The organism is Streptomyces sp. NPDC002564, assembly GCF_042889645.1.
GTDB lineage: Bacteria > Actinomycetota > Actinomycetes > Streptomycetales > Streptomycetaceae > Streptomyces.
In genome coordinates, this window is record NZ_JBIARE010000003.1 from 208,386 (window position 1) to 232,272 (window position 23,887).

The window sequence follows — 23,887 nt, forward strand, 5'->3', positions numbered from 1 at the left end:
ACTACGGGCCGCCCCCTGACGGCCCAGCGACGGCCCAGGGATGGCGCCCTCAGCTACGCCGCGAACGGGGACCACAGTGGTAGCGTCTCGCAACTGCACGGCTTTCAAGACAACCGACTGCCCCGGATTAGTCCAGCTCACGAGGTGTTTCGGTTTGCGCAGAGCACATCCTGGCCCACGGATGACCCACAGCCTCCTAATCTCGCCGAGTTGCGACTGAGCTTGTCGATCACTCGCGTCGGGCTCAGCGTTTAGGGACAGTCGGAGCCATCGCGGGCCACCAGTCCGCCGACCTCGACATCGTCGGGCGTAGCGTGGAGTAGACGGCCAGCCAAGAGGTCTCCCACGAACAGCTCAAGGCTTCCCGCCAGTGAATTTACTTCGCGATAATCTGGCCTCGGCACGTGTCCGTGAGTAAGCGCGCTTCGCACATCGTAGCAACGAGTGAAGAAGGCAGCCGGCTTCCTGCTGTCGTATGTGCGTGGTTCCAAAGTGCGAGCCAGAGCACGACCGGCCTGCCCGATCGACTCTTTGTACAACCAATTCAGCGTCCCTCTTATCGAATCGCGCTCCGCTTGGGCGAGAGATACGTTTGCTTCCGTAGCCTCGATCATGGCGGCCACATGAACGTGCGCGGCGTCCGAACGAGGTTGAAGGTCGAGCAAAGTCTCAATCGCCATGGTCAACATCAGAAGTCGCGCATCCGCCGACGGCTGAAAAAAGGAGCCGCTGTACAGATCGAAGGCCAACCTCTCTGAATCCTTCAGCGGTTCGTGGAGCCGCTCGGCTTGGAAGAGTACGGAGCGGCACTTCTCGCTCGATGGGCGTACACACCCAGACAGCTCTCCCGCTGTGGCCAGCAGAAGACCCGACTGGTCTTCGAATACGGTAATGCCAGGAAAATCAGCCATCAAGTGTCGCCTCAAGTGCTCAGAAAAGACCACCTGTCCAATGGAGACCGAAACTCCCGAAGGATCCTGATCGCTGAAATCTGCGGCAAGATGCATCAGGGCGAAAGCACGACTGACAACATCTCTCCACCGCCCACCGTCTCGGGCGGCATCTTCCTGAGTTGCGTAACCATCACCTCTAAGCACGATCTTCGCGGCATCGTACAGATTCTGCCCTTTCTCCGCAGAATTCAGAGAAACCCGTAGCTGTTCCTCATCGTGAAGCACGAGTTGGACATTTTCCACTCCGAGCCGTTTATGGCTCGGCATCGTGAAAGGGAGACGAAAGGAGTACATGGGCAACTCCGGTTCCTAGCCGACTCCTGGAGATCCTAGTGTTGCGATGGGTTGCGGCGCGGAGAGTTTCATCAAGGGCCGCTCGTCACGAAGCGGCTGCTGTTCACTCGGCCAGACGGTAACGGTGCGGTCCGCCGTACCGACTTCAACACGCACATGTGGAAGTCCGCTCTCGTTGCCGCCGGAGTCATCCCCGAGCCGAAGCCGGGCGCGCGGCACCAGCCGCTCGCGAGCACGGCATGCGCGCGCCGAGGCACTTCTACGCGTCGGTCCTGCTGGACGCTGGCGAGAACGTGATAGCGCTCAGTGCCTACCTCGGACACAACGATCCGGGGTTCACGCTCAGGGTCTACACCCACCTCGTGCCGAGCAGCGATGCGCGAGCTCGTAAGGCCGTGGACAGCCTCTACGAGGACACCGTTCCAGCACCGGATGCCCCCGGCAGGACGGCACGTGACAACCCTGCCCCGGAGGAGGCCGCAGGCTACTGAACTTGATTGGGTGATGTCGGAGCCGTTCGCCCGACATCACCCAATCAAGTTCAGTAGGGATTAGGGTACTGCTCAAGCGCGAGCGAAATTCGCTCGACGCAATACCGCCAACACAGAACTCGGTGATCCCGGAAGTGCAACAATCAGGGATCACTAGGTTCTGGGCTGGCACACATGAATGCTATGACTCGGGCGGAAGCAGGTGCCGTACAGATGACGCCAGCGTCGGCCACCACGCCCTATCCTTGGACACCACGAACGCAATAGCGGGCGACGAAGCTAGCCGCCCTTCTACATACGTGTTCCAGCAGTCATAAGCACCCGCTTCCGGAGCGAGATCTTTGATCATCAACCCGTAGTCCATACAGTCGGCATACATGCGGGCAATGATCAATACCCTGGCTCGCTTTTCGTCACCTTCAGGGGGAACAGGGGCGCCCTCGTGAAAATACTTAACGATGTCAGGATCCTGAAACAGGAGACTGCCGATACTGTGCAGTCGCTCGATGCTGTTATAGATCGCCGATGCAGCAGAAATTCCGTTGTTGACTTCCGCCTGCTGGATTAAGGTCCTGGTTTGCAGTGCAGAAAACAGGATTGTCGCAAGCGCCGCCGCTGACGCAATGATCCCGAAAATGAGCGTTCCCATCCAACCCCCAACGCTCTACGCCTCTCGCTTCATGCTCCCCCGCACCGGAGGGTCCGGAAACGTTGCTGCCGTAGCCGCCGCCAGCATGTGGCGAGGCACGCTCATCTGCCAACTGGATGGCGGGCGGATGCCTACGCTCACGCGCCACGGCCCACACACGGCCCCAGAGCTGTCGAGACGACAAAGGGCCGACGGTGACCTTACCGCCGGCCCTGCACGTCGCTCTAGCCGAAACCCGCCCTGACCTGTGCCTACAGCACCGGCAGGTTCTTGCGCAGCTCGAAGGCGGTGACCTCGCTGCGGTACTCCTCCCACTCCTGCTTCTTGTTGCGCAGGAAGAAGTCGTAGACGTGCTCGCCGAGCGTCTCGGCGACCAGTTCCGACTTCTCCATGAGGGCGATCGCCTCGCCGAGGTTCTGCGGCAGGGGCTCGATGCCCAGGGCGCGGCGCTCCGCGTCCCGCAGGGCCCACACGTCGTCGTCGGCGCCCGGCGGGAGCTCGTAGCCCTCCTCGATACCCTTGAGGCCGGCGGCGAGCAGGACCGCGTACGTCAGGTAGGGGTTGGCGCCCGAGTCGATGGAGCGGACCTCCACGCGCGCGGAGCCGGTCTTGCCGGGCTTGTACATCGGGACGCGGATCAGGGCCGAGCGGTTGTTGTGGCCCCAGCAGATGTACGAGGGGGCCTCGCCGCCCGCGCCCGCCGTGCGCTCGGAGCCGCCCCAGATGCGCTTGTAGGAGTTCACCCACTGGTTGGTGACCGCCGAGATCTCCGCGGCGTGCTTGAGCAGGCCCGCGATGAAGGAGCGGCCGACCTTGGAGAGCTGGTACTCCGCGCCCGACTCGTAGAACGCGTTGCGGTCGCCCTCGAAGAGGGACAGGTGCGTGTGCATGCCCGAGCCGGGGTGCTCGGAGAAGGGCTTGGGCATGAAGGTGGCCTGGACGCCCTGTTCGAGCGCGACCTGCTTCATGACCAGGCGGAACGTCATGACGTTGTCCGCCGTGGAGAGCGCGTCCGCGTACCGCAGGTCGATCTCCTGCTGGCCCGGCGCGCCCTCGTGGTGGCTGAACTCGACCGAGATGCCCATGGATTCGAGCATCGTGATGGCCTGGCGGCGGAAGTCCATGCCCACGTTCTGCGGGGTGTGGTCGAAGTAGCCGGAGTTGTCGGCCGGGGTGGGCCGTGAGCCGTCCAGCGGCTTGTCCTTCAGCAGGAAGAACTCGATCTCGGGGTGGGTGTAGAAGGTGAAGCCCAGGTCCGAGGTCTTCGCCAGCGCCCGCTTCAGGACGTAGCGCGGGTCGGCGAAGGACGGCGAGCCGTCCGGCATCAGGATGTCGCAGAACATGCGGGCCGTGCCGGGCGCCTCCGCGCGCCACGGCAGCACCTGGAACGTCGACGGGTCCGGCTTCGCGATCATGTCCGACTCGTACACCCGGGCGAAGCCCTCGATCGCCGAGCCGTCGAAGCCGATGCCCTCGTCGAAGGCCTGCTCCAGCTCGGCCGGGGCCACGGCCACCGACTTCAGGAAGCCGAGGACATCCGTGAACCACAGGCGTACGAACCGGATGTCGCGCTCCTCCAACGTACGGAGCACGAATTCCTGCTGCTTGTCCATCTTCCGCTTCCACCCATCCTTGCTGGTCAGGCCACCTGCACCCGTGCCACGGGACACCCCGGCACCCGAGCATCCCATTCCACGGTTTCGAGCGCGTTGCCCAGTCCGTGCCGCCGCGTACCGCGCCGTACCGCGCGCCGCCCGGACCCCGGCCCCGGCTGCCGCGGCTTCGTGTCGCCGTTGTGCCGTTGTGATTGCCGCTCTGTGCCCATAGTGCCTGCTGATCGGCCGCTCGGTAACAGCGGGCCGCCCACCCCCTCTTTTAACTTGCATCTGAGATGCAAGTTTTCTACCGTCTGCACCAGACAAGGGAGGCCCAACCCCCTTACCGTCCAGGCCTTTCGGCTGCCCCGCCTTCCGGCTGCCCGGCTTCCGGCCGCCCACCGCCGGCCGCCGCCGCCCGGCCTTGAGGAGTCACCTTGCTGTCCGAGCAGTCCGCCGCGACCGTCCGCGCCACCCTCCCCGTCGTCGGAGCCGCCATCGACGACATCACCGAACGCTTCTACGACCGCCTCTTCACGGCCCGCCCCGAGCTCCTGCGGGACCTGTTCAACCGCGGCAACCAGGCCGCGGGGACCCAGCGCCGGGCCCTCGCGGGATCGATCGCCGCCTTCGCGGCCCACCTCCTGGACCACCCCGGCGAGCGCCCCGACGTGCTGCTCGGCCGCATCGCGCACAAGCACGCCTCGCTCGGCGTGTCGCCCGACCAGTACGGGACGGTGCACCAGCACCTCTTCGAGGCCGTCGCCGAGGTCCTCGGCGACGCGGTCACCCCCGAGGTCGCCGCCGCCTGGGACGACGTCTACTGGCTCATGGCCAACGCCCTCATCGCCATCGAGGCCCGCCTCTACGCCGAGCAGGGCGTCGTCGCGGGAGAGGACCCCTGGCGCCTCTGGGAGGTCGTCGACCGCGTCGAGGAGACGGCCGACGTCGCCACGTTCCGGCTGCGCCCGCTCGACGGGGGACCCGCGCCGCGCTTTCGCGCGGGGCAGTACGTGTCCGTGCAGGTCCAACTGGACGACGGGGCCCGGCAGATACGGCAGTACAGCTTGTCGGGCGGCGGCCCGCGCGTACGGCAGATCAGCGTGAAGCGGGTGCGGGGGGACGTGGGGGCGGGGGCGCCCGACGGCGAGGTGTCCCGGCAGCTGCACGCGCGCGTGCGGGTCGGGGACGTGCTGCGGGTCTCGGCGCCGTACGGGGATCTGGTGCTGGATGCGGGGGCCGGGGGCGGCGACCGCGGCGCGGAGTCGCCGTTGCTGCTCGTCTCCGCCGGGATCGGGGTCACGCCGATGATCGCCATGCTGGAGGAGCTCGCGGGGGCGGGGCACGCGGGGGCCGTCACCGTCGTCCACGCCGACCGCTCCCCCGCCGCGCACGCGCTGCGGGCCGAGCACGAGACGTATAGCGGGAAGCTTGCTGGCGGGGCGGCCTACTTTTTCTATGAGGGGGTGGGGGGAGATGGGGTTGGGGGTGGCGATCAGGGTGGGGGTGGCGATCAGGCTGGGGGTGGCGATCAGGCTGGGGGTGGCGATCAGGCTGGGGGTGGCGATCAGGCTGGGGGTGGCGATCAGGCTGGGGGTGGAGCGGTTACGTCGCTGGCGGGGCGGGTCGATCTCGCCGCGCTTCCCGCGATTCCCACGGGCACGCGCGCGTACCTGTGCGGGCCGCTGCCCTTCATGCGGGCCGTGCGCACGCAGCTCCTCGGGCTCGGCGTCGCCGCCGCCGACATCCACTACGAGGTGTTCGGGCCCGATCTGTGGCTGGCCCAGGGGTAGCGCCGGGAGTCAGTCGCGGGTGTCGGCACCGCGGGTCGTGATCTCCAGGAGCAGGGGGCCCGTCGGCGCCGCCACGATGTCCGCGATCGTGAGCGGGTCGAGGGACGCGTAGAAGGCCTCCTGCGCGGTGCGGAGCGCGGCGCGCAGACGGCACGCGGAGTTCAGCGGGCACGGGGTGCCGCCCTCGCAGTCCACCACGTCGCCCTCGCCCTCCAGCGACCGCACCAGCGCGCCCACCGACGCCGTGCGGCCCGCCTCCGTCAGCGCGAGCCCGCCGCCCCTGCCCCTGCGGGCCTCCAGGAGGCCCCTCTTCTGGAGCTCGGCGACCACCTTCGCCTCGTGCGTGTACGGCACCGCCATGTCGGCGGCCACCTCGCGCGTCGTGGGCGCCGCGCCGCTCGCCACGGCCAGGCGCATGAGGGTGCGCAACGCCAGGTCGGTGGATCGCATGAGCCGCATGCCGCCGAGCGTAGGTAATGCGCATCCCTGCTTCAAATGATGGGAGGGCGCGGACCACTTCTCCTGCGGCCTGTAGTACGGGGCCGCCCGCCCATTACGATCAGCGGACTCGTTCGTCGTCCCGTCCGTCCCTTTCCGCAGAAGGACACACCATGGGTTCCGCCAAGAACACGAGCAACGCTTCCCGCAAGGCCCGGATAGAGGAGATGCGCCGGGCCGACCGCGCCCGCGAGCGCCGGGGCCGGGCTCTGATGATCACGGTCAGTGCGGTCGTCGTCACGGCGCTCGGTGTGGGCGGCTTCTTCCTCTTCGACAAGGCGTCGGACGACTCCGGCTCGAACGACGACGCGAAGGGCTGGCCGAAGTACAAGGTGTCCGCAGACGGCGAGAAGGTCTGGGGCAAACTCGGCCGTACGCACGTCACGAAGGACGTCGACTACCCGATGACGCCGCCCGTCGGCGGGGACCACAATCAGGTGTGGATGAACTGCAACGGCGACGTCTACTCCAAGGCGATCCCCGAGATGAACGCCGTGCACTCGCTGGAGCACGGTGCCGTCTGGGTCACCTACAACGAGAAGGCGGAGCCGGCCGACCTGAAGAAGCTGGAGGCGAAGGTCAAGGCCACGCCCTACTCCCTGATGAGCCCCGTCAAGGACCAGAAGGACCCCGTCATGCTGAGTGCGTGGGCGCACCAGCGGACGGTCAAGGGCGCGGACGACCCGAAGGTCAAGGAATTCTTCTCCAAGTACGTCCAGGGCAAGCAGACTCCGGAGCCGGGGGCCGCCTGTACCAACGGGATGGGCCAGTGAACGGATGAACGCGACGAAGTGGGGTTCGAAGTGAGGCGGCGCACCAACTGGATCGTCGGCTGTGCGGCCGCGGCGGTCGTCGCCGGGGGCGGCATCACGGCGGCGGTCGCCGCCACGCACTCCGGCTCGGGCGGTACGCCCGCGAGTTCCTCCGCCGACGCGGGGTTCGCGCAGGACATGTCCGTGCACCACCAGCAGGCCGTGGAGATGTCGTACATCGTGCGGGACCGCACCGACGACGAGGACGTGCGGCGTCTCGCGTACGACATCGCGCAGACCCAGGCCAATCAGCGCGGGATGCTGCTCGGGTGGCTCGATCTGTGGGAGCTGCCGAAGGTCCCCGAGGGGTCGCCGATGGCCTGGATGGGCATGGGCGACATGCCGGCCGGTCAGGACGGGGCGCTGATGCCGGGGATGGCGACGGGGACGGAGCTGAAGCGGCTCGGCAAGTTGAGCGGTGAGCAGGCCGAAGTCCTCTACCTGCAGCTGATGACGCGGCACCACAAGGGTGGGGTGCATATGGCGCAGGGGTGTGTGGAGCGGTGTGAGGTGTCGGCGGAGCGGCGGTTGGCGCGGGGGATGGTGGAGTCGCAGGAGTCGGAGATCGAGCTGATGGCGACGATGTTGAAGGCGCGGGGGGCCAAGGCCTGAGGGGCGCTGCGCTGGGCTTGGGCTGGTGCGGGGTTGCCGTCTGCGCCCTCTCCGTGTTGTGGGGCGGGGCCGCGGGGGTATGTGCGTACTCGCTATCCCTGCGCCCCGCTGCACGAACAAAGACGCCATGGTGCGCTCGGTGCTCCGTGCGCACATACCCCCACGTCCCCTCCCGTCTCGCTCGCGGGTGCAGGCCGGTGGGCGTCCGCTACGGGTGCGGGCCGGTGCGGGCTAACGGACCGGGAAGCTGAACGTGTGTCCCTGCTGCCGCAGGCCCGGCAACAGGCGGCGCAACGCCTCCAACGTCTGGGACCGGTCCCCGCCCGCATCATGGAAGAGAACCGCGGGTCCGCCCGACAACTCCCGCTCCACCGTCGCCACGATCGCCCCCACGCCGGGCCGCTCGAAGTCCTTGCTGTCCACGTTCCACCCCAGCGGCCGCATCCCCCGCGACGCGGCCAGCTTGCGGCTGAACGGCGTGAACGCCCCACCCGGCGCCCGGTAGTACTGCGGACGCACCCCACCCGACGCCCGCGTGATCATGCGCTCCGCATCCAGGATCTGCCGGGACTGATAGGCCTCGGATTGCTTGTCCATCGCCGTGTTGTGCGACACCGAGTGATTGCACAGCCGGTGGCCCTCCGCCACCACCCGACGCACCAGATCAGGATGCGCCCGCGCCTGCGTACCCACCATGCAGAACGTCGCCTTCACCCGGTACTGCCGCAACAACTCCAGCACCCGCGGCGTCCACTTCGGGTCAGGACCGTCATCGATCGTCAGGTTGATGGCCCCCCGGCCGCCCTGCGACGCATGCGCGATCGACGCCGACACCGCCCTGACCGCCGGCGCCCTCACCGCCGGAGACGCCTCATCGGTCTCCCCCGCCTGCGCCGTCCACACCGACGCACCCGTCGCAAGCACCGTCACCCCCAACGCCGCCCCCAACAACTTCCCGTACCAACCCCGCCCACCACCACGCCGCGCCATACCCGCCTCATTTCTCTCGTTCCACCTGGCAGGACGAGGGACCGGCGGCGCGGGATCCGTCTGTTACGGAGCCCACACCATTCCGCCGGGTTCCGGGGACGGACCTCGCAAACGGGTGGGCCCGTGCGGATGGATGGGACGGTGGAAATGGCGGGGGTAAACCGTCGTGACGGCAGGCGCCGCGGCTCCGCCCCGACGTCCGAGGCCCGGGGGCCGGGTCACGCCAGTCTGTCCAGCTCCTCCCTGCGCAGCCGGCCCCTGAGCTCCTTCCCCGCCACGAACCGCTCCACCTCCGCCACCGCGAACTCGCCGAGCCTGCGGACCTCGCTGCCCTGCGCGCCCGCGATGTGCGGGGTGACCAGCACGTTCGGGAGGTGCAGGAGGGCGTGGTCCGGCGGCAGGGGTTCGGGGTCCGTGACGTCGAGGAACGCGTCCAGGCGCCCCGCCCCGCACTCCCGGGCCAGCGCCTCCGTGTCGACGAGCGACCCCCGTGCCGTGTTGATGACGGCCCCGCCGTCGGGGATGAGTTCGAGCAGGTCCGCGCTCAGCAGGCCGCGCGTCTCCGGGAGCTGGGGCGCGTGGACCGTGACGATGCTGCTGCGGGCGCAGAGTTCCGCGAGGTCGACGAGTTCCACGCCCAGGCCCGCCGCCTCCTCGGGGCGCACGTACGGGTCGGTGAGCAGGACGCGGCAGCCCGTGTCCGCCGCGAGCAGGCCCGCGATGACCCTGCGGCCGATCCGTGACGCGCCGATCACCCCGATCGTGCGCGCGTCGGCCCCGGCGCGGGCGGTGAACGACGGCCAGCCGGACGCGTAGGCCGCCGCCGTCGCCAGCGCGCCCTTCGACGCGAAGGTGACCGCAGCGAGCGTGAACGCCACCACCGGATCCGCGTTGGCGTCCGCCGCCGAGGAGACGACGATGCCGCGCTCCCACACCGCCTCGGTGACCATCGGCTTGACCGAGCCCGCCGCGTGGACGACGGCCCGCAGGCGGGGTGCGCCGGCCAGGACCTCCCGGGTCAGGGGCGGGCACTCCCAGCCCGTGACCAGGACGTCCGTCCCGGCGAGGACCGCCCGCGCCTCGGGGGTGGTGAGCGGCCCCGACAGGAGCGGCGGCGCCAACTCCACGCTGCGGGCCAGCCGTTCGCGCAGCTCCTGCGGGAAGACCCGGTCGGCGATCTCGACGCCCATGGCCAGGGCCGCGACCGGCGGCCCTTCACCGCTCCGCGCCCGCCGATCCACCCGCTCTGCCTGATCTGCCACGCGTGACCGTCCCTCGTAGTAACCGGTTACCAACCAGCGCCTGGAGGCTAGGACCAATCCGGGAGAGCGGTCAAGAGACAGCGAGGCGAGGGGGGTTGACCGGGCGAAGTAACCGCTTTAGATTCCGGGCACCTTATTCCGACGACGGAGGGGTTGCCGTGCCGACGGTGACGAAGGACCGGGCGGAAACCGAGGCGGTGAAGCCGCCCGGCAGGAGCGATAGCGGGTCAACTGATGAGAAATCGGGGCGTGGTGAGCTGTGGAAACGGTTTCAGCGCACCCGCGTCCTGGTGCTGCTCATGGTGCCGGGCCTGGTGTACTTCCTGGTCTTCCACTACGGCGCCTTCGTCGCCAACGCGGTGGCGTTCAAGGAGTACGTCCCCTTCGACGGCCTCTGGGCCAGCCCCTGGGTCGGCACCGAGAACTTCGAGCGGATGTTCGGCGACCCGGACTTCTGGCACGCGACGTGGAACACCCTGTTCATCGCGGTGCTGCAGCTGGTCTTCTTCTTCCCCGCGCCGCTCGCCCTCGCCCTGCTCCTGCACAGCCTGAGCTCGGACCTGCTGCGCCGCTTCACGCAGTCCGTGATCTATCTGCCGCACTTCCTGTCGTGGGTCGTCGTGGTGGCGCTCTTCCAGCAAGTGCTGAGTGACACCGGCCTGTTGAACACCTTCCTCAGCGACTCGGGGCTGCACACCGTCGACATCATCGGCAACCCGGACGCGTACAAGCCGCTCGTCGTCATCGAGGTGATCTGGAAGGACGCCGGCTGGGGCACGATCATCTTCCTGGCCGCCCTGATGCAGGTCGACGAGCAGCTCTACGAGGCCTCGGCGATCGACGGGGCGGGCCCCTGGCGGCGGTTCTGGCACGTCACGCTGCCCAGCATCCGGCCCATCATCATCCTGCTGCTGATCATGCGGCTCGGCGACATCCTCTCGGTCGGCTTCGAACAGATGCTGCTGCAGCGGCAGTCGGTGGGCCCCGAGGTCGGCGAGGTGCTCGACACCTTCGTGTTCTGGCAGGGCATCGTCGGCGGCGACACCGGATACGCGGCGGCCGCAGGTCTGTTCAAGGGCGTCGTCGGCGCGGCGCTCGTCTTCACCGCCAACCGGGTCGCCCACCGGCTCGGCGAGCAGGGGGTCTACAAGTGAGTACCGGACACGTCACCAGGCCCGCCTGGATGGAGAAGCCGCGGTTCGCCACCAAGGCCGCCAAGGGCGTCGCGGTCGTCGTCGTCCTCGCGCTCGTGCTGATCCCCTTCCTCGTCATCGTCTCGACCTCGCTCGCCTCCAACCGGGAGGTCGTGGACAACGGCGGCTGGGTGCTGTGGCCGAGCGATCCGACGCTGCGCGCCTACCGGACCATCCTCAACGGCGGCATCGTCACCAAGGCGCTCGGCGTCAGCGTCGGCCTCACCCTGGCCGGCACGCTCTTCTCGCTCGCGTGCACCACCTTCCTCGCGTACGCCCTGGCCCGCCCCGGCGTCTTCGGCGGCAAGCCGGTGCTGCTGGTCATCCTGTTCACCTTCCTCTTCCCGCCCGGCATGATCCCCGCGTTCCTGCTGGTCAAGGGCATGGGCATGATGGACACCTACGCCGCGCTCGTCGCGCCCGTCCTCATCAACGTCTTCAACCTGATCGTGCTGCGCGGCTTCTTCCAGGGGATACCCGAGGAGCTGTACGAGGCGGCCAGACTCGACGGCGCCGGGGACTGGCACATCCTGTGGCGGATCGTGCTCCCGCTGTCCAAGGCCGCACTCGCCGTGGTCTCCCTCTTCTACGCCGTGAGCTACTGGAACGCCTGGTTCCATGCGTCGATCTACATGGAGTCCGGCCACTGGCCGCTGTCGCAGGTCCTGCGCACGTACGTCATCGGCGGCTCCCAGATCGCCGACACCGGGCTGAGCGAGGCCGGCCTGGTCTCCGCCCCGCAGACGACGCAGATGGCCGTCCTGGTGATCGCCACCGTGCCGATCCTGCTCGTCTACCCCTTCCTGCAGAAGTACTTCACCAAGGGCGTGCTCACCGGCGCCATCAAGAGCTGAGCGGACCGCCCGGGATTCAGGACCGGGCCCGCCCCCTCTTCCCCAACCCGTCGTCCAGAAGGGCTCATTCACGTGTCCGGTTCCTCGATGTCGCGGCGCAGCCTGCTCCGCTCGATAGCCGTCGGCGGCGCCGCCCTGGCCGCCCCGTCCGTCCTCACCGCCTGCTCCACCGGGTCCGGCGGCGGGGGCAACGTCTCCAACGCGGGCAAGAAGGCGGCGCCCTGGCCGACGTACACCCCGGCGAAGGGCCCCGTGCCCGATCTCGCGCCGAGCGCCGCCGGCGTGCAGGCCGGGTACACGAAGTACCCGGAGAAGCTCGTGCGGGCGATGACCGAGAAGCCGGGCACCGGCAAGCAGAAGATCAAGGTCATGACCATCACCTACGGCACCCCGCCGCGGGACCTCGGCCGCAACAAGTACTGGCAGGCCGTCAACGAGGCGCTGGGCGTCGAGATCGAGTTCACCGTCGTGCCGGACGCGGACTTCCGCGCCAAGATGTCCACCCTGATGTCCGGCGACGACCTGCCCGACATGATCAACTTCGGTGGCGGGTACGTCCTGCCGCGCGAGTCGCAGTTCGTGAAGTCCCGCTGCGCCGATCTCAGCGACCACCTCTCGGGCGACGCCGTCAAGGACTACCCCAACCTCGCCAACATCCCCACGTACGCCTGGGAGGGCATGGGCCGCGTCGCCGGACGCATCTACGGGCTGCCCGTCGAGCGGGCCAAGGTGCAGGGCGCGATGTTCATCAACCGCGAGGCGTTCGACGCGGCCGGCTACAAGCCGGGCCTGTCCGCGGCCGACTTCCGGACGATGGCCAAGGAGGCCTCGCGCGGCAAGAAGTTCGCCCTCGGCGCGTCCACGGTCGGCATCTACGGCTACCTCTACCACGCGATGTGGCACGGCGCGCCCAACCAGTGGCGGATCAAGGGCGGCAAGGCCACCGACATGTACGGGACCGACGAGTTCAAGGCCGCCCTGGAGTACATGGCCCAGCTCCGCAAGGACGGCTCGTACAACCCCGACGCCACGTCGATCTCCCAGGTCGACCTGAAGACGCAGTTCTACAACGGCACCGTCCGCTCGATGACCGACGGCTGGGGTGCCGTCATCTCCAACGCCCAGGGCATCAAGGACGAGTTCACCCTCGACGTCGCCGAGCCGTACGCCGTCGACGGGGTCACGCCCGTCTACCAGCAGCAGCGCGGCTGCTTCGGCTACACCGTCATCAAGAAGGCCTCCAAGGAACGCGTCAGGCTGATGCTGCGCGTCCTGGACTGGCTCGCCTCGCCGTTCGGCTCCAAGGAGTACGAGCTGATGCACTACGGCCTGGAGGGCACCCACTTCACGTACAACAAGGACGGCGACCCGGTCGCCACCGAGACGGGCCTGGTCGACTCCCGCGCCAACCTGCCCTTCCCGTACCTCATGGACGCCCCGCAGCCGCTGTACTTCCCCGGCTTCCCCGACCTCACCGAGCGGCTGCACGCCTGGGAGAAGAAGGTCGTGCCGCTGCTCGTGCCCGACGACCACTGGGGTCTGATGTCGGAGACGTACAACCGGCAGGGCGCCACCATGCAGCAGATCATCGAGGACGGCGTGACGGCGGTCGTCTCCGGGCGCAAGAAGCTCTCCGACTGGGACGGCATCCACCGCAAGTGGCAGGCACAGGGCGGCAAGCGGTCGGCCGAGGAGTTCCAGAAGGAGTACGAGGCCGCGCACTGACCCGGGGGCCGGGCGCGGGATGATGGGTCGGGGGCGGGGGCGCCGTGGGGGCAACTCCGCCCCGGATCCAGTGGGTTGACCGTCGGGCCGGAGGCCGGCCGGCGGCTAGGTGAGGGAGACACAGTGGGTGAGCGGGTCACCATCCGCGAGGTGGCCGCGCGCGCGGGCGTCTCGGTAGCGACCGTCTCGCGGGTCCTCGCGGGCAACTACCCGACGTCCACGGCGTCGCGCGCCAAGGTGCTGCGCGCGGTCAAGGATCTGGACTACGTGGCCAACGCGCACGCCCGCGCGCTGGCGGGCGCCGGGCGCAAGACGATCGCGGTGCTCATGTACGACGTGGTCGGGGCGTTCTACGCGCAGGTCGCGCAGGGCGTCGAGATGGAGGCCGCCCAGCACGGCCGCCTCACCCTCGTCTCGTCCACGGGCAGCGATCCGGCCCGCGAGCTGGCCCTTGTGCAGATGATGCGCGAACAGGCCGCCGAGGCGGTGGTGCTCGTCGGCGGTGTCATCCAGGACGACGAGTACCGCCAGCGGATGGCGCGGTACGCCGAGGTGCTCGCGGCGGCGGGCTCCCGCCTGGTGCTCTGCGGGCGTCCCGCGCCCGCGCCGGACGTGCCCGCGCTCGTCGTCGAGTACGACAACGAGGCGGGCGCCCACGCCGTCACCAGCCACCTGCTGGGGGCCGGGCACCGGAGGATCGCCCTGCTCGGCTACGAGCCGGGCAACACGACCGGCGAGGACCGGCTCGCCGGGTACCTGCGGGCGCTGACCGACCACGGGGTGCCGCACACCGAAGCCGTCCTGCACGGCCTCGGCTTCGGCCAGAACCACGGCTACCAGGCCATGCGGGACCTGCTCGACAAGGCGGACGGCAGGCCCGACTTCACGGCCGTCTTCGCGGGTGACGACCGGGCCGCCGCGGCGGCGATCATCGCGCTGCGCGAGTACGGCCTGCGGGTCCCGGAGGACATGTCGGTGGTCGGCTACAACGACGACCCGGTGGCCGGGGACATCACGCCCGGTCTGACGACCGTCCACATCCCCGCCGAGGAGATGGGCCGCACGGCGGTCCGCCGCGCCCTCTCCGGCTCCCCGCGCGCGGGACAGGAGCGGCACGTGCTCGGGACGCACATCGTGATCCGGGACAGCGTGCGGCCGGTTCGGGGGGTGGTGTCGGGGTAGCGGGGGTGCGGGGTTCGGGGCGCGGGGCGCGGAGGGTCGTTGCGGCGCGGTGGGGGCCGGGTTGCCTGACGGCTGGCGGCGGTGGCGGGCGCGGCTGGCGGCTGACGGCGGTGGCTGGCGGCTGGCGGCTGGCGGACGGCGGCTGGCGGACGGTGATCCTTAAGTGGTCGCCGTCGGGCCGGCGGGTGGGGCGGCAGTGGCCTCCCCCGGACGCGTGCCGAGCACCGCGGCCGCCACGTCCCCGGGGCGGTCCCGCATCACGAGGTGGCCCGCGGGTTCCGCCACCCGGAAGTCCCCGCCCAGGTCCTGGGCCAGCCTCCGCTGGCGGTCGAGCCAGCGCCGCGGACCTCCCGCGTACGCGGCGAGCACCGTCACCGGGATGCCGTCGGGGAGCGGCGACTCCCTTCGCAGCGCGGCGAGTTCGCGGGCCGTGTCGCCGTAGGTCGCGTACTCCATGAGCGCCGCCCGCCACACCCGGCTGCCCCCGTACAGCCACGCCCAGGCGGTCGGCGCCGCCAGCCGGCGCAGCGCGGGCCCGATCGCGCGCGGCAGGCCGGCCGCGCTCAGGACCGTCCCGCACGCGCGCGTGGCGGCCACCCGCGCCCCGCGCGGCACCAGCACCCGCGGTCGCTCCTCCACGCTGGAGTCGATCAGGACGAGCCCCGCCGTCCGCTCCGGGTACAGCCGCGCGTACGCCTCCGCGTGGAACCCGGCGAGCGAGTGGCCGACCACGGTGGCCCGTGCTCCGGGCCGCACGGCGTCGAGGACCCGCAGGACGCGCTCCGCCTCGCCGTGCAGGGTGGGTGCCACGCGCGCGTGGCCGCTGAGTCCGAGGCCGGGGCGGTCGAAGCGGATCACGGTCCGGTGCGGGGCGAGCAGCGGCACCACCGGGTCCCAGTCGAACCAGCCGAGCCCGAGCCCGGCGCCGAGCACGCACACCGGGCCGCTGCCGGTCACCTCGACGTGGTGCGGCACTCCCCGGACGCGTACGAAGGTCACCCCGGCGGCGCTCCGGCGGGTGCCGTCCCCGGCCGCCGGGCCCCGGCCGCCAGCGACCGGGCGAGCACCACCAGCCACACCGCGATGCACAGGACCTGGAGCCGCTGCCCGATGCCGAGCCCCCAGGTCCCGTGTCCCGCGTCGAAGGCCGCGACGGACGCCAGCGTCCAGCCGGTGGCGGCCAGTTCGAGGGCGACGACGACCGGGCCGGTGCGGGCGAGTGCGGGCCACGGCCCCGTGCGCCGCCGCGCGGCGACGGTCAGCAGGACCATGGCGATCAGCGCCCCGGTGACCGCGAGGCTGCTGCTGACCGCGTGTGCGGTGTGCGTCCAGGGGACCTCGCCCGCGCGCTCCCGCGCCAGGCAGCCGGGGTCGGCGGTGGGCGTGCAGCTCAGCGGCAGCCGCGAGTCGGCCGCCGTGGCCGCCCCGAAGAGCGCGAGCCCGGCCCAGCCGAGCGCGGGCCACCGGCCCCGCCGGGGCAGCCGCAGCAGGGCGTACAGGGCCGCCGCGAGCACGAGGAGGCCCGCGAGGAGGTCCGCGCCGCGGAAGAACGTGCCGTACGGCTGGTCCCCGGCGGCGAGTTCGCTGACGTACGCCGTGCGCGGCGAGAGGCCGGTCGGCAGGAAGGCCTCGGCCGACCAGGTGCTGTAGGCGAGGGCGCCGGCCAGCAGCAGGAGGGCGACGGTGCGGGCGGCGGCGGGGCGTGCGGGTCCGGCGCCGTGCTGCCGACGCGGGTGCTGCGACTGCTGTGGGGCCATGGAGGCGGCTGCCGTCGTAGAAGGTGACATCTGCGGATATACGCTATTCGGTCGCACGGGGCATCCGGTGCTCGGGATGGATCCAGCCGGGCTTGCGGTACTTGAGGAAGGCGGCGGGCGCCAGGACGCCGAGCGCCAGGAGGCCGCCGCCGACGATGAGCAGGTAGCGCCACAGCGGCCCGCTGCCGAACTGGTCGGGCGGTACGAACCCGATGGCGAGGGCGGCGAGCGAGGCGACGAAGCCGACGGTCGCGACGAGCGTCACGGCCGGGACGACGAAGCCGCGGGGCACCTGCGGCTGCCGCTTCCGCAGCCGGACGACGGCGACGAACATCAGCAGGTAGGCGATGAGGTAGATCTGCACGGTGATGACCGAGAACATCCAGTACGCGCTGGAGACGTCGCTGCTGAAGGCGTACAGGACTCCGATCAGCGTGGTGATCACGCCCTGGGCGACCATGATGTTGCGCGGCACGCCCGCCTTGTTGAACTGCTGCAGGAAGGGCGGCAGATAGCCCTCCTGGCGGGCGAGCGTCACCAGCCCCTTGGCGGGTCCGGCGAGCCAGGTGAGCATGCCGCCGAGGGCGGCCATGACCAGCATGATCCCGACGATCTTCGTCAGCCAGCCGACGTGGAAGTGGTCGAAGAACGCCTGGAAGGCCTGCATCAGACCGGCCGTCAGGCTGAGCTCCTCCGCGGGCATGACCCAGCTGATGGCCAGGGCGGGCAGCACGAAGATCAGCAGGACGAGGCCGGTGGCCAGGAAGATCGAGCGCGGGTACTCGGCGCGGGGGTGGCGCAGCGAGGACACGTGGACGCCGTTCATCTCCATGCCCGCGTAGGAGAGGAAGTTGTTGACGATGAGGACCAGGCTGGCCAGGCCGGTCCACGGGGGCAGCCAGTGGTCGGGGCTCATGGGTGCTTCGGAGGCGTTGCCCTGGCCCAGGAAGACGAGGCCGAGGGCGACGAGGACGACGCCGGGGATGAGGGTGCCGATGATCAGCCCCAGGGAGGAGAGCCCGGCGACGGTCCTGGTGCCCCGGCAGGTGATCCAGACGCCCGTCCAGTAGATGACGACGATGACGATCGCCACGTAGAGGCCGTTCTCGGCGAGGCCCGGGTGGATGACGTACGCGAACGTCGAGGCCACGTAGGCGAGCAGGCTCGGGTAGTACGCGATGGTCATGGCGAACTGGCACCACACGGCGACGAACCCGAGCGGCCTGCCGAGCGCCTCGCTGACCCACCGGTAGATGCCGCCGGACCAGCCGGAGGCGAGTTCGGCGCCGACGAGGGCGGTGGGGAGGAGGAAGACGACGGCGGGCAGCAGGTAGAGGAAGACGGCGGCCAGGCCGTAGATGGCCATCGAGGGCGAGGGGCGCAGGCTCGCCACGGACGCGGTGGTCATCAGGGCGAGCGTCACCCAGGAGATGAGCTGGCGGGGCATGGCGGCGTCCGGCTCCGGCAGGGTCCCTGCGGTGGTCTGCTCCGGTTTGTCCGTACTCGTCATGCGCACATGATCGTCGGAGCGGCGGGGGCCCGCATGTCCGCGGATACCCGGCGGGGGTAGGGTTCGCCGCATGGCGAGGACGCGGGGCGGCACGGGGCACGGGCAGTGGTTGCTGCTCGCCGCGCTGCTCTTCGGGATCGTGACGATGCATACGGTGGGGCATCCCTCGGGCGGGTCCGGGGGCGGGAGCGCTCACGGGGGCGGCCACGGGAGTGGCGCCGCGGCGGTGGCCTCGGTGCCGGTGGCGGGCGCAGGGCTTGACGGGGTGTCGGCGCGGATGCGGGACGGGGGTCATGCCCCGGGGCCCGGTGCGTCCGCGCCCGGCATGCCGGGCGGGCACGCTCCCCGCGCCCTCCTCCTCGCACACGACTCCGTGGGCGTGCCGCCGTCCATGTCCGTGCCGTCCATGTCCGGGCCGTCCGGGCCGTCCGGACCGTCGGGGCCGTCCATGGCGCCCCTGCCGTCAGCGCCCGTCATGCCGTCGGTGCCGTCAGCGCACTCCGCGCACTCCACGTACTCCGTCCGCGCTCTCGGAGCCGGACCCGGCCCCCGCTCCGGTTCCGGTGACGACGGGGGCGGGGATCGCGGCGGCGTGCTGCCGGTGACGCGGGGCGCCGCCGCGCCCGGGTCCGCGCCGCACGACGGGATGGCGATGGATCCGCTGTCCGTGTGCCTGGCGGTGCTGGGCGCCTTCACGCTCGTCCTGCTCGTACGGGCCGGACTGCTGCGACCGGGTGGGGCGTCCGCCGCGCTGCCCGCGCTCCGGCGGCTCCTCCTCGCCCCGCGGCCCGAGCCGCCCCCGCCCCGCATACGGCTCGCCCGCCTCTCGGTGCTGCGCATCTAGGCCTGCGCACCGGCTGCTTCGCGCTGCCCGCCGACGTCATGGGGTCCGATCGGGAACCCATGGGCGTCGAGCGGTGTACCAGAAGCAGCAGATGCGCCCTTCTGCACGCACCATCACGACGAGGTGTCACTCAGCCATGCGCAAGACAGCTCCGCACACGCCCGAGCACTCCCGCACGCCCGCGCCCTTCCAGGAACCCGCTCCTTTCCGGGACTCCGCTCCTTTTCGGGGCCCCGCCCCGCTCCGGGACCCCGCCCCTCTTCAGACGCCCGCATCCCCTCACCGTCCCGCGCAGGTCCACGCTCCCGCGCGCCGCACCCTGCTCGGCGCCGCGGCAGGCGTCGCCGGGGCAGGGTTTCTGACGGCCTGTTCGGACACGGGGCCGGACGGCGGTCACGGCGGTCACGGCCGGGGCGGCGCGTCCGGCACGGACGGCTATGTGGACCCGGCGGGCCCGGAGGTCGCCGCCGCGGAACAGAAGCGGAGGCGGGGCGGCCGGACCCGCGAGGTGCGCCTGACGGCCGCGGAGGCGCGGCTCGACCTGGGCGGTCGCACGGTCAGGACCTGGGCGTACGGGGACCGGCTCCCCGGCAAGGAGGTCCGCGTCACCGCGGGCGACACCCTCGCCCTCACGCTCGCCAATCACCTCCCGCAGGCCACGTCCCTGCACTGGCACGGCATCGCCCTGCGCAACGACATGGACGGCGTCCCCGGCCTCACCCAGCGGTCCGTCCGGCCCGGCGGCGACATCACCTACCGCTTCACGCTCCCGGACCCGGGGACGTACTGGTTCCATCCGCATTCCGGCACCCAGCAGGACCGCGGTCTGTACGCGCCCCTGATCGTCGAGGACCCCAAGGAGCCGCTGCGGTACGACAAGGAGTGGGTGATCGTCCTCGACGACTGGGTGGACGGCGTGGACGGCTCCACCCCGGACGGGGTCCTCGCGGAGCTGAGCCGGGGCATGGCCGACCACGACATGGGCGGGGACGGCGGAAGCGGCGGCATGGACCACGGGGGTCACGACATGTCGACGATGTCGCTCGGGCGGAAGGCCTCCCCCACGCCCGGCCCCGACCGGCCGGGCCGGACCGGCCCCTCCCGCATGATGATGGGCGCCAGGAGCGACCTGCTCGGCGGCGACGCGGGCGACGTCGCCTACCCCCACTACCTGGTCAACGGGCGTACGGCCGACGCGCCCGCACAGTTCCGCGCCCGCCCCGGCGACCGCGTCCGCCTGCGCATCATCAACGCCGGCGGCGACACGGCCTTCCGCGTGGCGCTCGGCGGCCACGAGATGACGGTGACGCACACCGACGGCTTCCCCGTGCGGCACGCGACGACGGACGCGCTGCTCCTCGGCATGGGCGAGCGGTACGACGTGCTGATCACCGCCAAGGACGGCGTCTTCCCGCTGACCGCGCTGGCCGAGGGCAAGAAGGCGACGGCGCTCGCGGTGCTGCGTACGGGGGGCGGGGCCGCGCCGACCGCCTCGGCCCGCCCCCGGGAGCTGACGGGCCGCGTCCTGACCGCCGACAAGCTGCGGGCGCACGCGTCCGCCGCCCTCCCCGCCCGCCGGCCGGACCGCACGATCGGGCTGCGCCTGACGGGCGGCATGGCGCGGTACGACTGGGCGTTCGACGCGAAGCCCTACTCCCCCGGCCGCCGCCACCCCGTCCGCGCGGGCGAACGCGTCCGCCTGACCTTCACCAACACGACGTCGATGTGGCACCCCGTCCACCTCCACGGCCACACCTTCGCCCTGGCGAACACCCGCGGCGGCCCCCGCAAGGACACGGCGATCGTCCGGCCGAACAGCACCCTGTCGGTCGACTTCGACGCGGACAACCCGGGCCAGTGGATGATCCACTGCCACAACGTCTACCACGCGGAGGCGGGGATGATGACGGTGCTCGGCTACCGCGCCTGACGACCGGCCCGCGACGCCGGGCAGGCGCGTCGGTGCCCTCGGACCCGCCGTCCGGGGGCACCGTCCGCCCCGCTCCGCACCACGGAAAGGTGGGTGCTTTCCGCCAGAAGCGGGACAATGGCCACAGGGCAGCAGCCAGGCCTCCCCTTCCCGAAGGGGGCCACCATGACCACACCCGACGGCCCTCCGCCGCCACCCAGATGGGGATCACGCCCGCCGCCACCGCCACCGCAGCCGCAGCCGCAGCCGCCCGGGCAGCTCCGCAACGGACTCGGCACCGCGTCCCTCGTGCTCGGCATCATCGGCGTGCTGTGCGGGCTGGTGCCGCTGCTGTTCTGGGCGGCCGGCATCCTCGCCGTCCTGGCGGTCGTCTTCGGCTGCGTCGGCATCGGGCGGGCCCGCAAGGGCCAGGCCACGAACAGGAAGACGGCGATCTGGGGCACCGCACTCGGCGCGGCCGCCGCGGTCCTCGCCGTGGTCGGCCTCGTCATCAGCGTCTCCGTCGTCAACGACGCGGTGGACGAACTGAACGGCACGGGCGGCAAGAAGGAATCGTCGAGCACGTCCACGGGGGCGTCCGGGCGACAGGACAAGGAGAAGCCGGACGAGGAGAGGCAGGACTCCGATCCGCTCGGGTTCGGCGAGACCTTCGCGTACGACGACGGCGTGAAGGTGACCGTCGCGGGGCCCGAGCCGTACCGACCGGGCCCGAACGCGGCCGGACACACCGAGGGCGACAAGGCCGTGACGGTCAGGATCACCGTCGCCAACGGCTCGGACGGGGCGGTCGACCTGGATCTGACCACCGTCACGTTCAAGGACGCCGACGGCGCCGAGGCGGAGAAGGTCTTCGACGGCAGTCTGCCGAGGGAGTTCGCCGGCACGGTGCAGCCAGGCAAGCAGGCCGTGGCCACCTACGCCGTCAGCCTCCCCGCCGACGCGGCCGGCACGCTGGAGGTCCAGGTCGAGCCCGGCTTCCTCCACTACGACAGCTCCGTCTGGTCCGGCAACACCCGCTGACCTCCCCCGTCGGCGCACCCACGTGGGGCGCCCCACATTGTCCCGGAGGGCATCGCGTCGGATTGACGATTACACTGGGGGGCGTGCCTCAACTACGCCTCGCTCTGAATCAGATCGACTCGACCGTCGGCGATCTCGCCGGGAACGCCGAGGCGATCGTCCACTGGACCCGGCACTCCGCCGAGCAGGGGGCGCATCTCGTCGCGTTCCCCGAGATGGTGCTGACCGGCTACCCCGTCGAGGACCTCGCCCTGCGGTCGTCCTTCGTGCAGGCCTCGCGGGACGCGCTGCGCGCGCTCGCCGTGCGGCTGCGGGAGGAAGGGTTCGGGGAGCTGCCGGTCGTCGTCGGCTATCTCGACCGCACCGAGGAGGCCAAGCCGAAGTTCGGCCAGCCCGCCGGCGCCCCGCGCAACGCGGGCGCGGTGCTGTACCGCGGCGAGGCCGTCCTGACCTACTCCAAGCACCACCTGCCCAACTACGGCGTCTTCGACGAGTTCCGCTACTTCGTGCCGGGCGAGACGCTGCCGGTCGTGCGCGTGCACGGCGTCGACGTGGCGCTCGCCATCTGCGAGGACCTCTGGCAGGACGGCGGCCGCGTCCCGGCGACCCGCAGCGCGGGGGCGGGCCTGCTGCTCTCCATCAACGCCTCGCCGTACGAGCAGAACAAGGACGACGACCGTCTGGAGCTCGTGCGCAAGCGCGCGCAGGAGGCCGGCTGCACCACCGCGTACCTCGCGATGATCGGCGGCCAGGACGAGCTGGTCTTCGACGGCGACTCGATCGTCGTCGACAAGGACGGCGAAGTCGTCGCGCGCGCCCCGCAGTTCTCCGAGGGCTGCGTCGTGCTCGACCTGGAGCTGCCGGCCGCCGCACCCGTCCCGCCGTCCGGGATCGTGGACGACGGCCTGCGCATCGAGCACGTCACCCTGTCGGAGGAGCCCCTTCCCGCGTACGAGGCCGAGCTCACCGGCGGGTACGCCGAGCGGCTCGACGACGACGAGGAGGTGTACTCGGCGCTCGTCGTGGGCCTGCGCGCGTACGCCGCGAAGAACGGCTTCAGCAGCGTCCTGATCGGCCTCTCCGGAGGCATCGACTCGGCGATCACCGCCGCCATCGCCTGCGACGCGCTCGGCGCGCAGAACGTGTACGGCGTGGCCATGCCGTCCCGCTACTCGTCCGACCACTCCATCGGCGACGCGGAGGAGCTGGCGCGGCGCACCGGACTCAACTTCCGCACCGTGCCGATCGCGCCGATGTTCGACGCGTACATGGGCTCGCTCGGGCTCACCGGCCTCGCCGAGGAGAACCTCCAGTCGCGGCTGCGCGGCACGATGCTGATGGCGATCTCCAATCAGGAGGGCCACATCGTGCTCGCGCCGGGCAACAAGTCCGAGCTCGCGGTCGGCTACTCGACGCTCTACGGCGACTCCGTCGGCGCGTACGGCCCCATCAAGGACGTCTACAAGACGTCGATCTTCCGGCTCGCGCGCTGGCGCAACCGCGCGGCCGAGGAGCGCGGGCAGACGCCGCCGATCCCGGAGAACTCCATCAGCAAGCCGCCGAGCGCCGAGCTGCGCCCGGACCAGGTCGACACGGACTCGCTGCCCGACTACCCGGTGCTCGACGCGATCCTGGAGCTCTACGTCGACCGTGACCAGGGCGCCGACACGATCGTGGCCGCGGGCTACGACCGGGAGCTGGTCACCAAGACGCTGCGGATGGTGGACACCGCGGAGTACAAGCGGCGGCAGTACCCGCCGGGCACGAAGATCTCCGCGAAGGGCTTCGGCAAGGACCGCCGCCTGCCCATCACCAACCGCTGGCGCGAGTCCGCCGCCGAGCAGCAGTAGGGCCGAGCAACAGGAGGCCGAGGGACCGGAGGACGTCGGCAGCCGCCCGCCGCGGCCGTCACCGGCCATGAAG

20 protein-coding genes and 1 pseudogene are annotated in these 23,887 nt (G+C 70.7%); 12 read left to right on the forward strand and 9 right to left on the reverse strand.

Going from position 1 to position 23,887, the window contains the following annotated elements; genetic code table 11:
• Positions 1 to 251: 251 nt before the first annotated feature.
• Positions 252 to 1,196, reverse strand: coding sequence for a hypothetical protein (locus ACFYXE_RS12500; RefSeq protein WP_389311724.1), 945 nt, complete (start codon positions 1,194 to 1,196; stop codon positions 252 to 254).
• Positions 1,197 to 1,322: 126 nt separating this feature from the next.
• Between ACFYXE_RS12500 and ACFYXE_RS12505 the strand changes: the two are divergent.
• Positions 1,323 to 1,738, forward strand: a pseudogene (locus ACFYXE_RS12505) (hypothetical protein); the annotation flags it as partial.
• A gap of 181 nt (positions 1,739 to 1,919) precedes the next feature.
• On the opposite strand, the gene ACFYXE_RS12510 reads toward ACFYXE_RS12505, so the two are convergent.
• Together ACFYXE_RS12510 and ACFYXE_RS12515 are read right to left on the reverse strand one after the other, a co-directional pair.
• The gene (locus tag ACFYXE_RS12510) at positions 1,920 to 2,387 is read right to left on the reverse strand and encodes a hypothetical protein (protein ID WP_389311726.1); all 468 of its coding nucleotides are present in this window, start codon (positions 2,385 to 2,387) and stop codon (positions 1,920 to 1,922) included.
• A gap of 251 nt (positions 2,388 to 2,638) precedes the next feature.
• Complete coding sequence (locus tag ACFYXE_RS12515; RefSeq protein WP_361179537.1) at positions 2,639 to 4,000, reverse strand: glutamine synthetase family protein; 1,362 nt, start codon at positions 3,998 to 4,000, stop codon at positions 2,639 to 2,641.
• Between the two features lie 419 nt (positions 4,001 to 4,419).
• On the opposite strand from ACFYXE_RS12515, the gene ACFYXE_RS12520 reads away from it, so the two are divergent.
• The gene (locus tag ACFYXE_RS12520) at positions 4,420 to 5,775 is read left to right on the forward strand and encodes a globin domain-containing protein (protein WP_389311728.1); all 1,356 of its coding nucleotides are present in this window, start codon (positions 4,420 to 4,422) and stop codon (positions 5,773 to 5,775) included.
• A gap of 9 nt (positions 5,776 to 5,784) precedes the next feature.
• Here the strand turns inward: ACFYXE_RS12520 and ACFYXE_RS12525 are convergent, their stop codons facing one another.
• Positions 5,785 to 6,234 (reverse strand): RrF2 family transcriptional regulator, encoded by a 450-nt coding sequence (locus tag ACFYXE_RS12525; RefSeq protein ID WP_389311730.1) that lies wholly within the window; start codon positions 6,232 to 6,234, stop codon positions 5,785 to 5,787.
• Between the two features lie 152 nt (positions 6,235 to 6,386).
• On the opposite strand from ACFYXE_RS12525, the gene ACFYXE_RS12530 reads away from it, so the two are divergent.
• Both ACFYXE_RS12530 and ACFYXE_RS12535 read left to right on the forward strand, forming a co-directional pair.
• Positions 6,387 to 7,046, forward strand: coding sequence for a DUF3105 domain-containing protein (locus ACFYXE_RS12530; RefSeq protein WP_389311732.1), 660 nt, complete (start codon positions 6,387 to 6,389; stop codon positions 7,044 to 7,046).
• Between the two features lie 18 nt (positions 7,047 to 7,064).
• Entirely contained in the window at positions 7,065 to 7,697 is a 633-nt protein-coding gene (locus tag ACFYXE_RS12535) for a DUF305 domain-containing protein (protein ID WP_361179547.1), read from the forward strand.
• A gap of 231 nt (positions 7,698 to 7,928) precedes the next feature.
• Here the strand turns inward: ACFYXE_RS12535 and ACFYXE_RS12540 are convergent, their stop codons facing one another.
• Together ACFYXE_RS12540 and ACFYXE_RS12545 are read right to left on the reverse strand one after the other, a co-directional pair.
• The gene (locus ACFYXE_RS12540; RefSeq protein ID WP_389311735.1) at positions 7,929 to 8,687 is read right to left on the reverse strand and encodes a polysaccharide deacetylase family protein; all 759 of its coding nucleotides are present in this window, start codon (positions 8,685 to 8,687) and stop codon (positions 7,929 to 7,931) included.
• A 218-nt stretch (positions 8,688 to 8,905) separates the two neighbouring features.
• Positions 8,906 to 9,877 carry a hydroxyacid dehydrogenase gene (locus ACFYXE_RS12545; protein ID WP_389312542.1) on the reverse strand — a complete coding sequence of 324 codons (972 nt, stop codon included), beginning with the start codon at positions 9,875 to 9,877 and terminating at the stop codon, positions 8,906 to 8,908.
• A gap of 371 nt (positions 9,878 to 10,248) precedes the next feature.
• On the opposite strand from ACFYXE_RS12545, the gene ACFYXE_RS12550 reads away from it, so the two are divergent.
• The 4 genes from ACFYXE_RS12550 (at position 10,249) to ACFYXE_RS12565 (ending at position 14,903) form a co-directional block, all read left to right on the forward strand.
• Entirely contained in the window at positions 10,249 to 11,103 is an 855-nt protein-coding gene (locus tag ACFYXE_RS12550) for an ABC transporter permease (protein WP_389312544.1), read from the forward strand.
• A 29-nt stretch (positions 11,104 to 11,132) separates the two neighbouring features.
• Positions 11,133 to 11,996: a carbohydrate ABC transporter permease gene (locus tag ACFYXE_RS12555; protein ID WP_389312546.1), complete on the forward strand. Its 864-nt coding sequence runs from the start codon at positions 11,133 to 11,135 to the stop codon at positions 11,994 to 11,996.
• A gap of 87 nt (positions 11,997 to 12,083) precedes the next feature.
• Positions 12,084 to 13,721, forward strand: coding sequence for an extracellular solute-binding protein (locus ACFYXE_RS12560; protein WP_389311737.1), 1,638 nt, complete (start codon positions 12,084 to 12,086; stop codon positions 13,719 to 13,721).
• A 123-nt stretch (positions 13,722 to 13,844) separates the two neighbouring features.
• Positions 13,845 to 14,903, forward strand: a complete 1,059-nt coding sequence (locus ACFYXE_RS12565) for a LacI family DNA-binding transcriptional regulator (protein ID WP_389311739.1) — start codon at positions 13,845 to 13,847, stop codon at positions 14,901 to 14,903.
• Positions 14,904 to 15,062: 159 nt separating this feature from the next.
• Here ACFYXE_RS12565 and ACFYXE_RS12570 read toward each other — a convergent pair whose 3' ends face one another.
• From ACFYXE_RS12570 to ACFYXE_RS12580, 3 genes are read right to left on the reverse strand one after another with little or no spacing between them, the layout of a single operon-like run.
• Positions 15,063 to 15,902: an alpha/beta fold hydrolase gene (locus ACFYXE_RS12570; protein WP_389311741.1), complete on the reverse strand. Its 840-nt coding sequence runs from the start codon at positions 15,900 to 15,902 to the stop codon at positions 15,063 to 15,065.
• Positions 15,899 to 16,660 carry a DUF998 domain-containing protein gene (locus tag ACFYXE_RS12575; protein WP_389311743.1) on the reverse strand — a complete coding sequence of 254 codons (762 nt, stop codon included), beginning with the start codon at positions 16,658 to 16,660 and terminating at the stop codon, positions 15,899 to 15,901. The genes ACFYXE_RS12570 and ACFYXE_RS12575 overlap by 4 nt, the downstream gene beginning before the upstream one ends.
• A 43-nt stretch (positions 16,661 to 16,703) precedes the next feature.
• Positions 16,704 to 18,170: an APC family permease gene (locus ACFYXE_RS12580; RefSeq protein ID WP_389311745.1), complete on the reverse strand. Its 1,467-nt coding sequence runs from the start codon at positions 18,168 to 18,170 to the stop codon at positions 16,704 to 16,706.
• 592 nt (positions 18,171 to 18,762) lie between these two features.
• Here ACFYXE_RS12580 and ACFYXE_RS12585 point away from each other — a divergent pair.
• The 4 genes from ACFYXE_RS12585 to ACFYXE_RS12600 all read left to right on the forward strand — a co-directional run bounded on the left by ACFYXE_RS12585 (position 18,763) and on the right by ACFYXE_RS12600 (position 23,814).
• Positions 18,763 to 19,014, forward strand: coding sequence for a hypothetical protein (locus ACFYXE_RS12585; RefSeq protein WP_389311747.1), 252 nt, complete (start codon positions 18,763 to 18,765; stop codon positions 19,012 to 19,014).
• 136 nt (positions 19,015 to 19,150) lie between these two features.
• Positions 19,151 to 20,944, forward strand: a complete 1,794-nt coding sequence (locus ACFYXE_RS12590; RefSeq protein WP_389311749.1) for a multicopper oxidase family protein — start codon at positions 19,151 to 19,153, stop codon at positions 20,942 to 20,944.
• Between the two features lie 165 nt (positions 20,945 to 21,109).
• On the forward strand, positions 21,110 to 21,964 hold the full coding sequence (locus tag ACFYXE_RS12595) for a hypothetical protein (RefSeq protein ID WP_389311751.1): 855 nt from the start codon (positions 21,110 to 21,112) through the stop codon (positions 21,962 to 21,964).
• Between the two features lie 83 nt (positions 21,965 to 22,047).
• Complete coding sequence (locus ACFYXE_RS12600; RefSeq protein ID WP_389311753.1) at positions 22,048 to 23,814, forward strand: NAD+ synthase; 1,767 nt, start codon at positions 22,048 to 22,050, stop codon at positions 23,812 to 23,814.
• Positions 23,815 to 23,887: the final 73 nt, after the last annotated feature.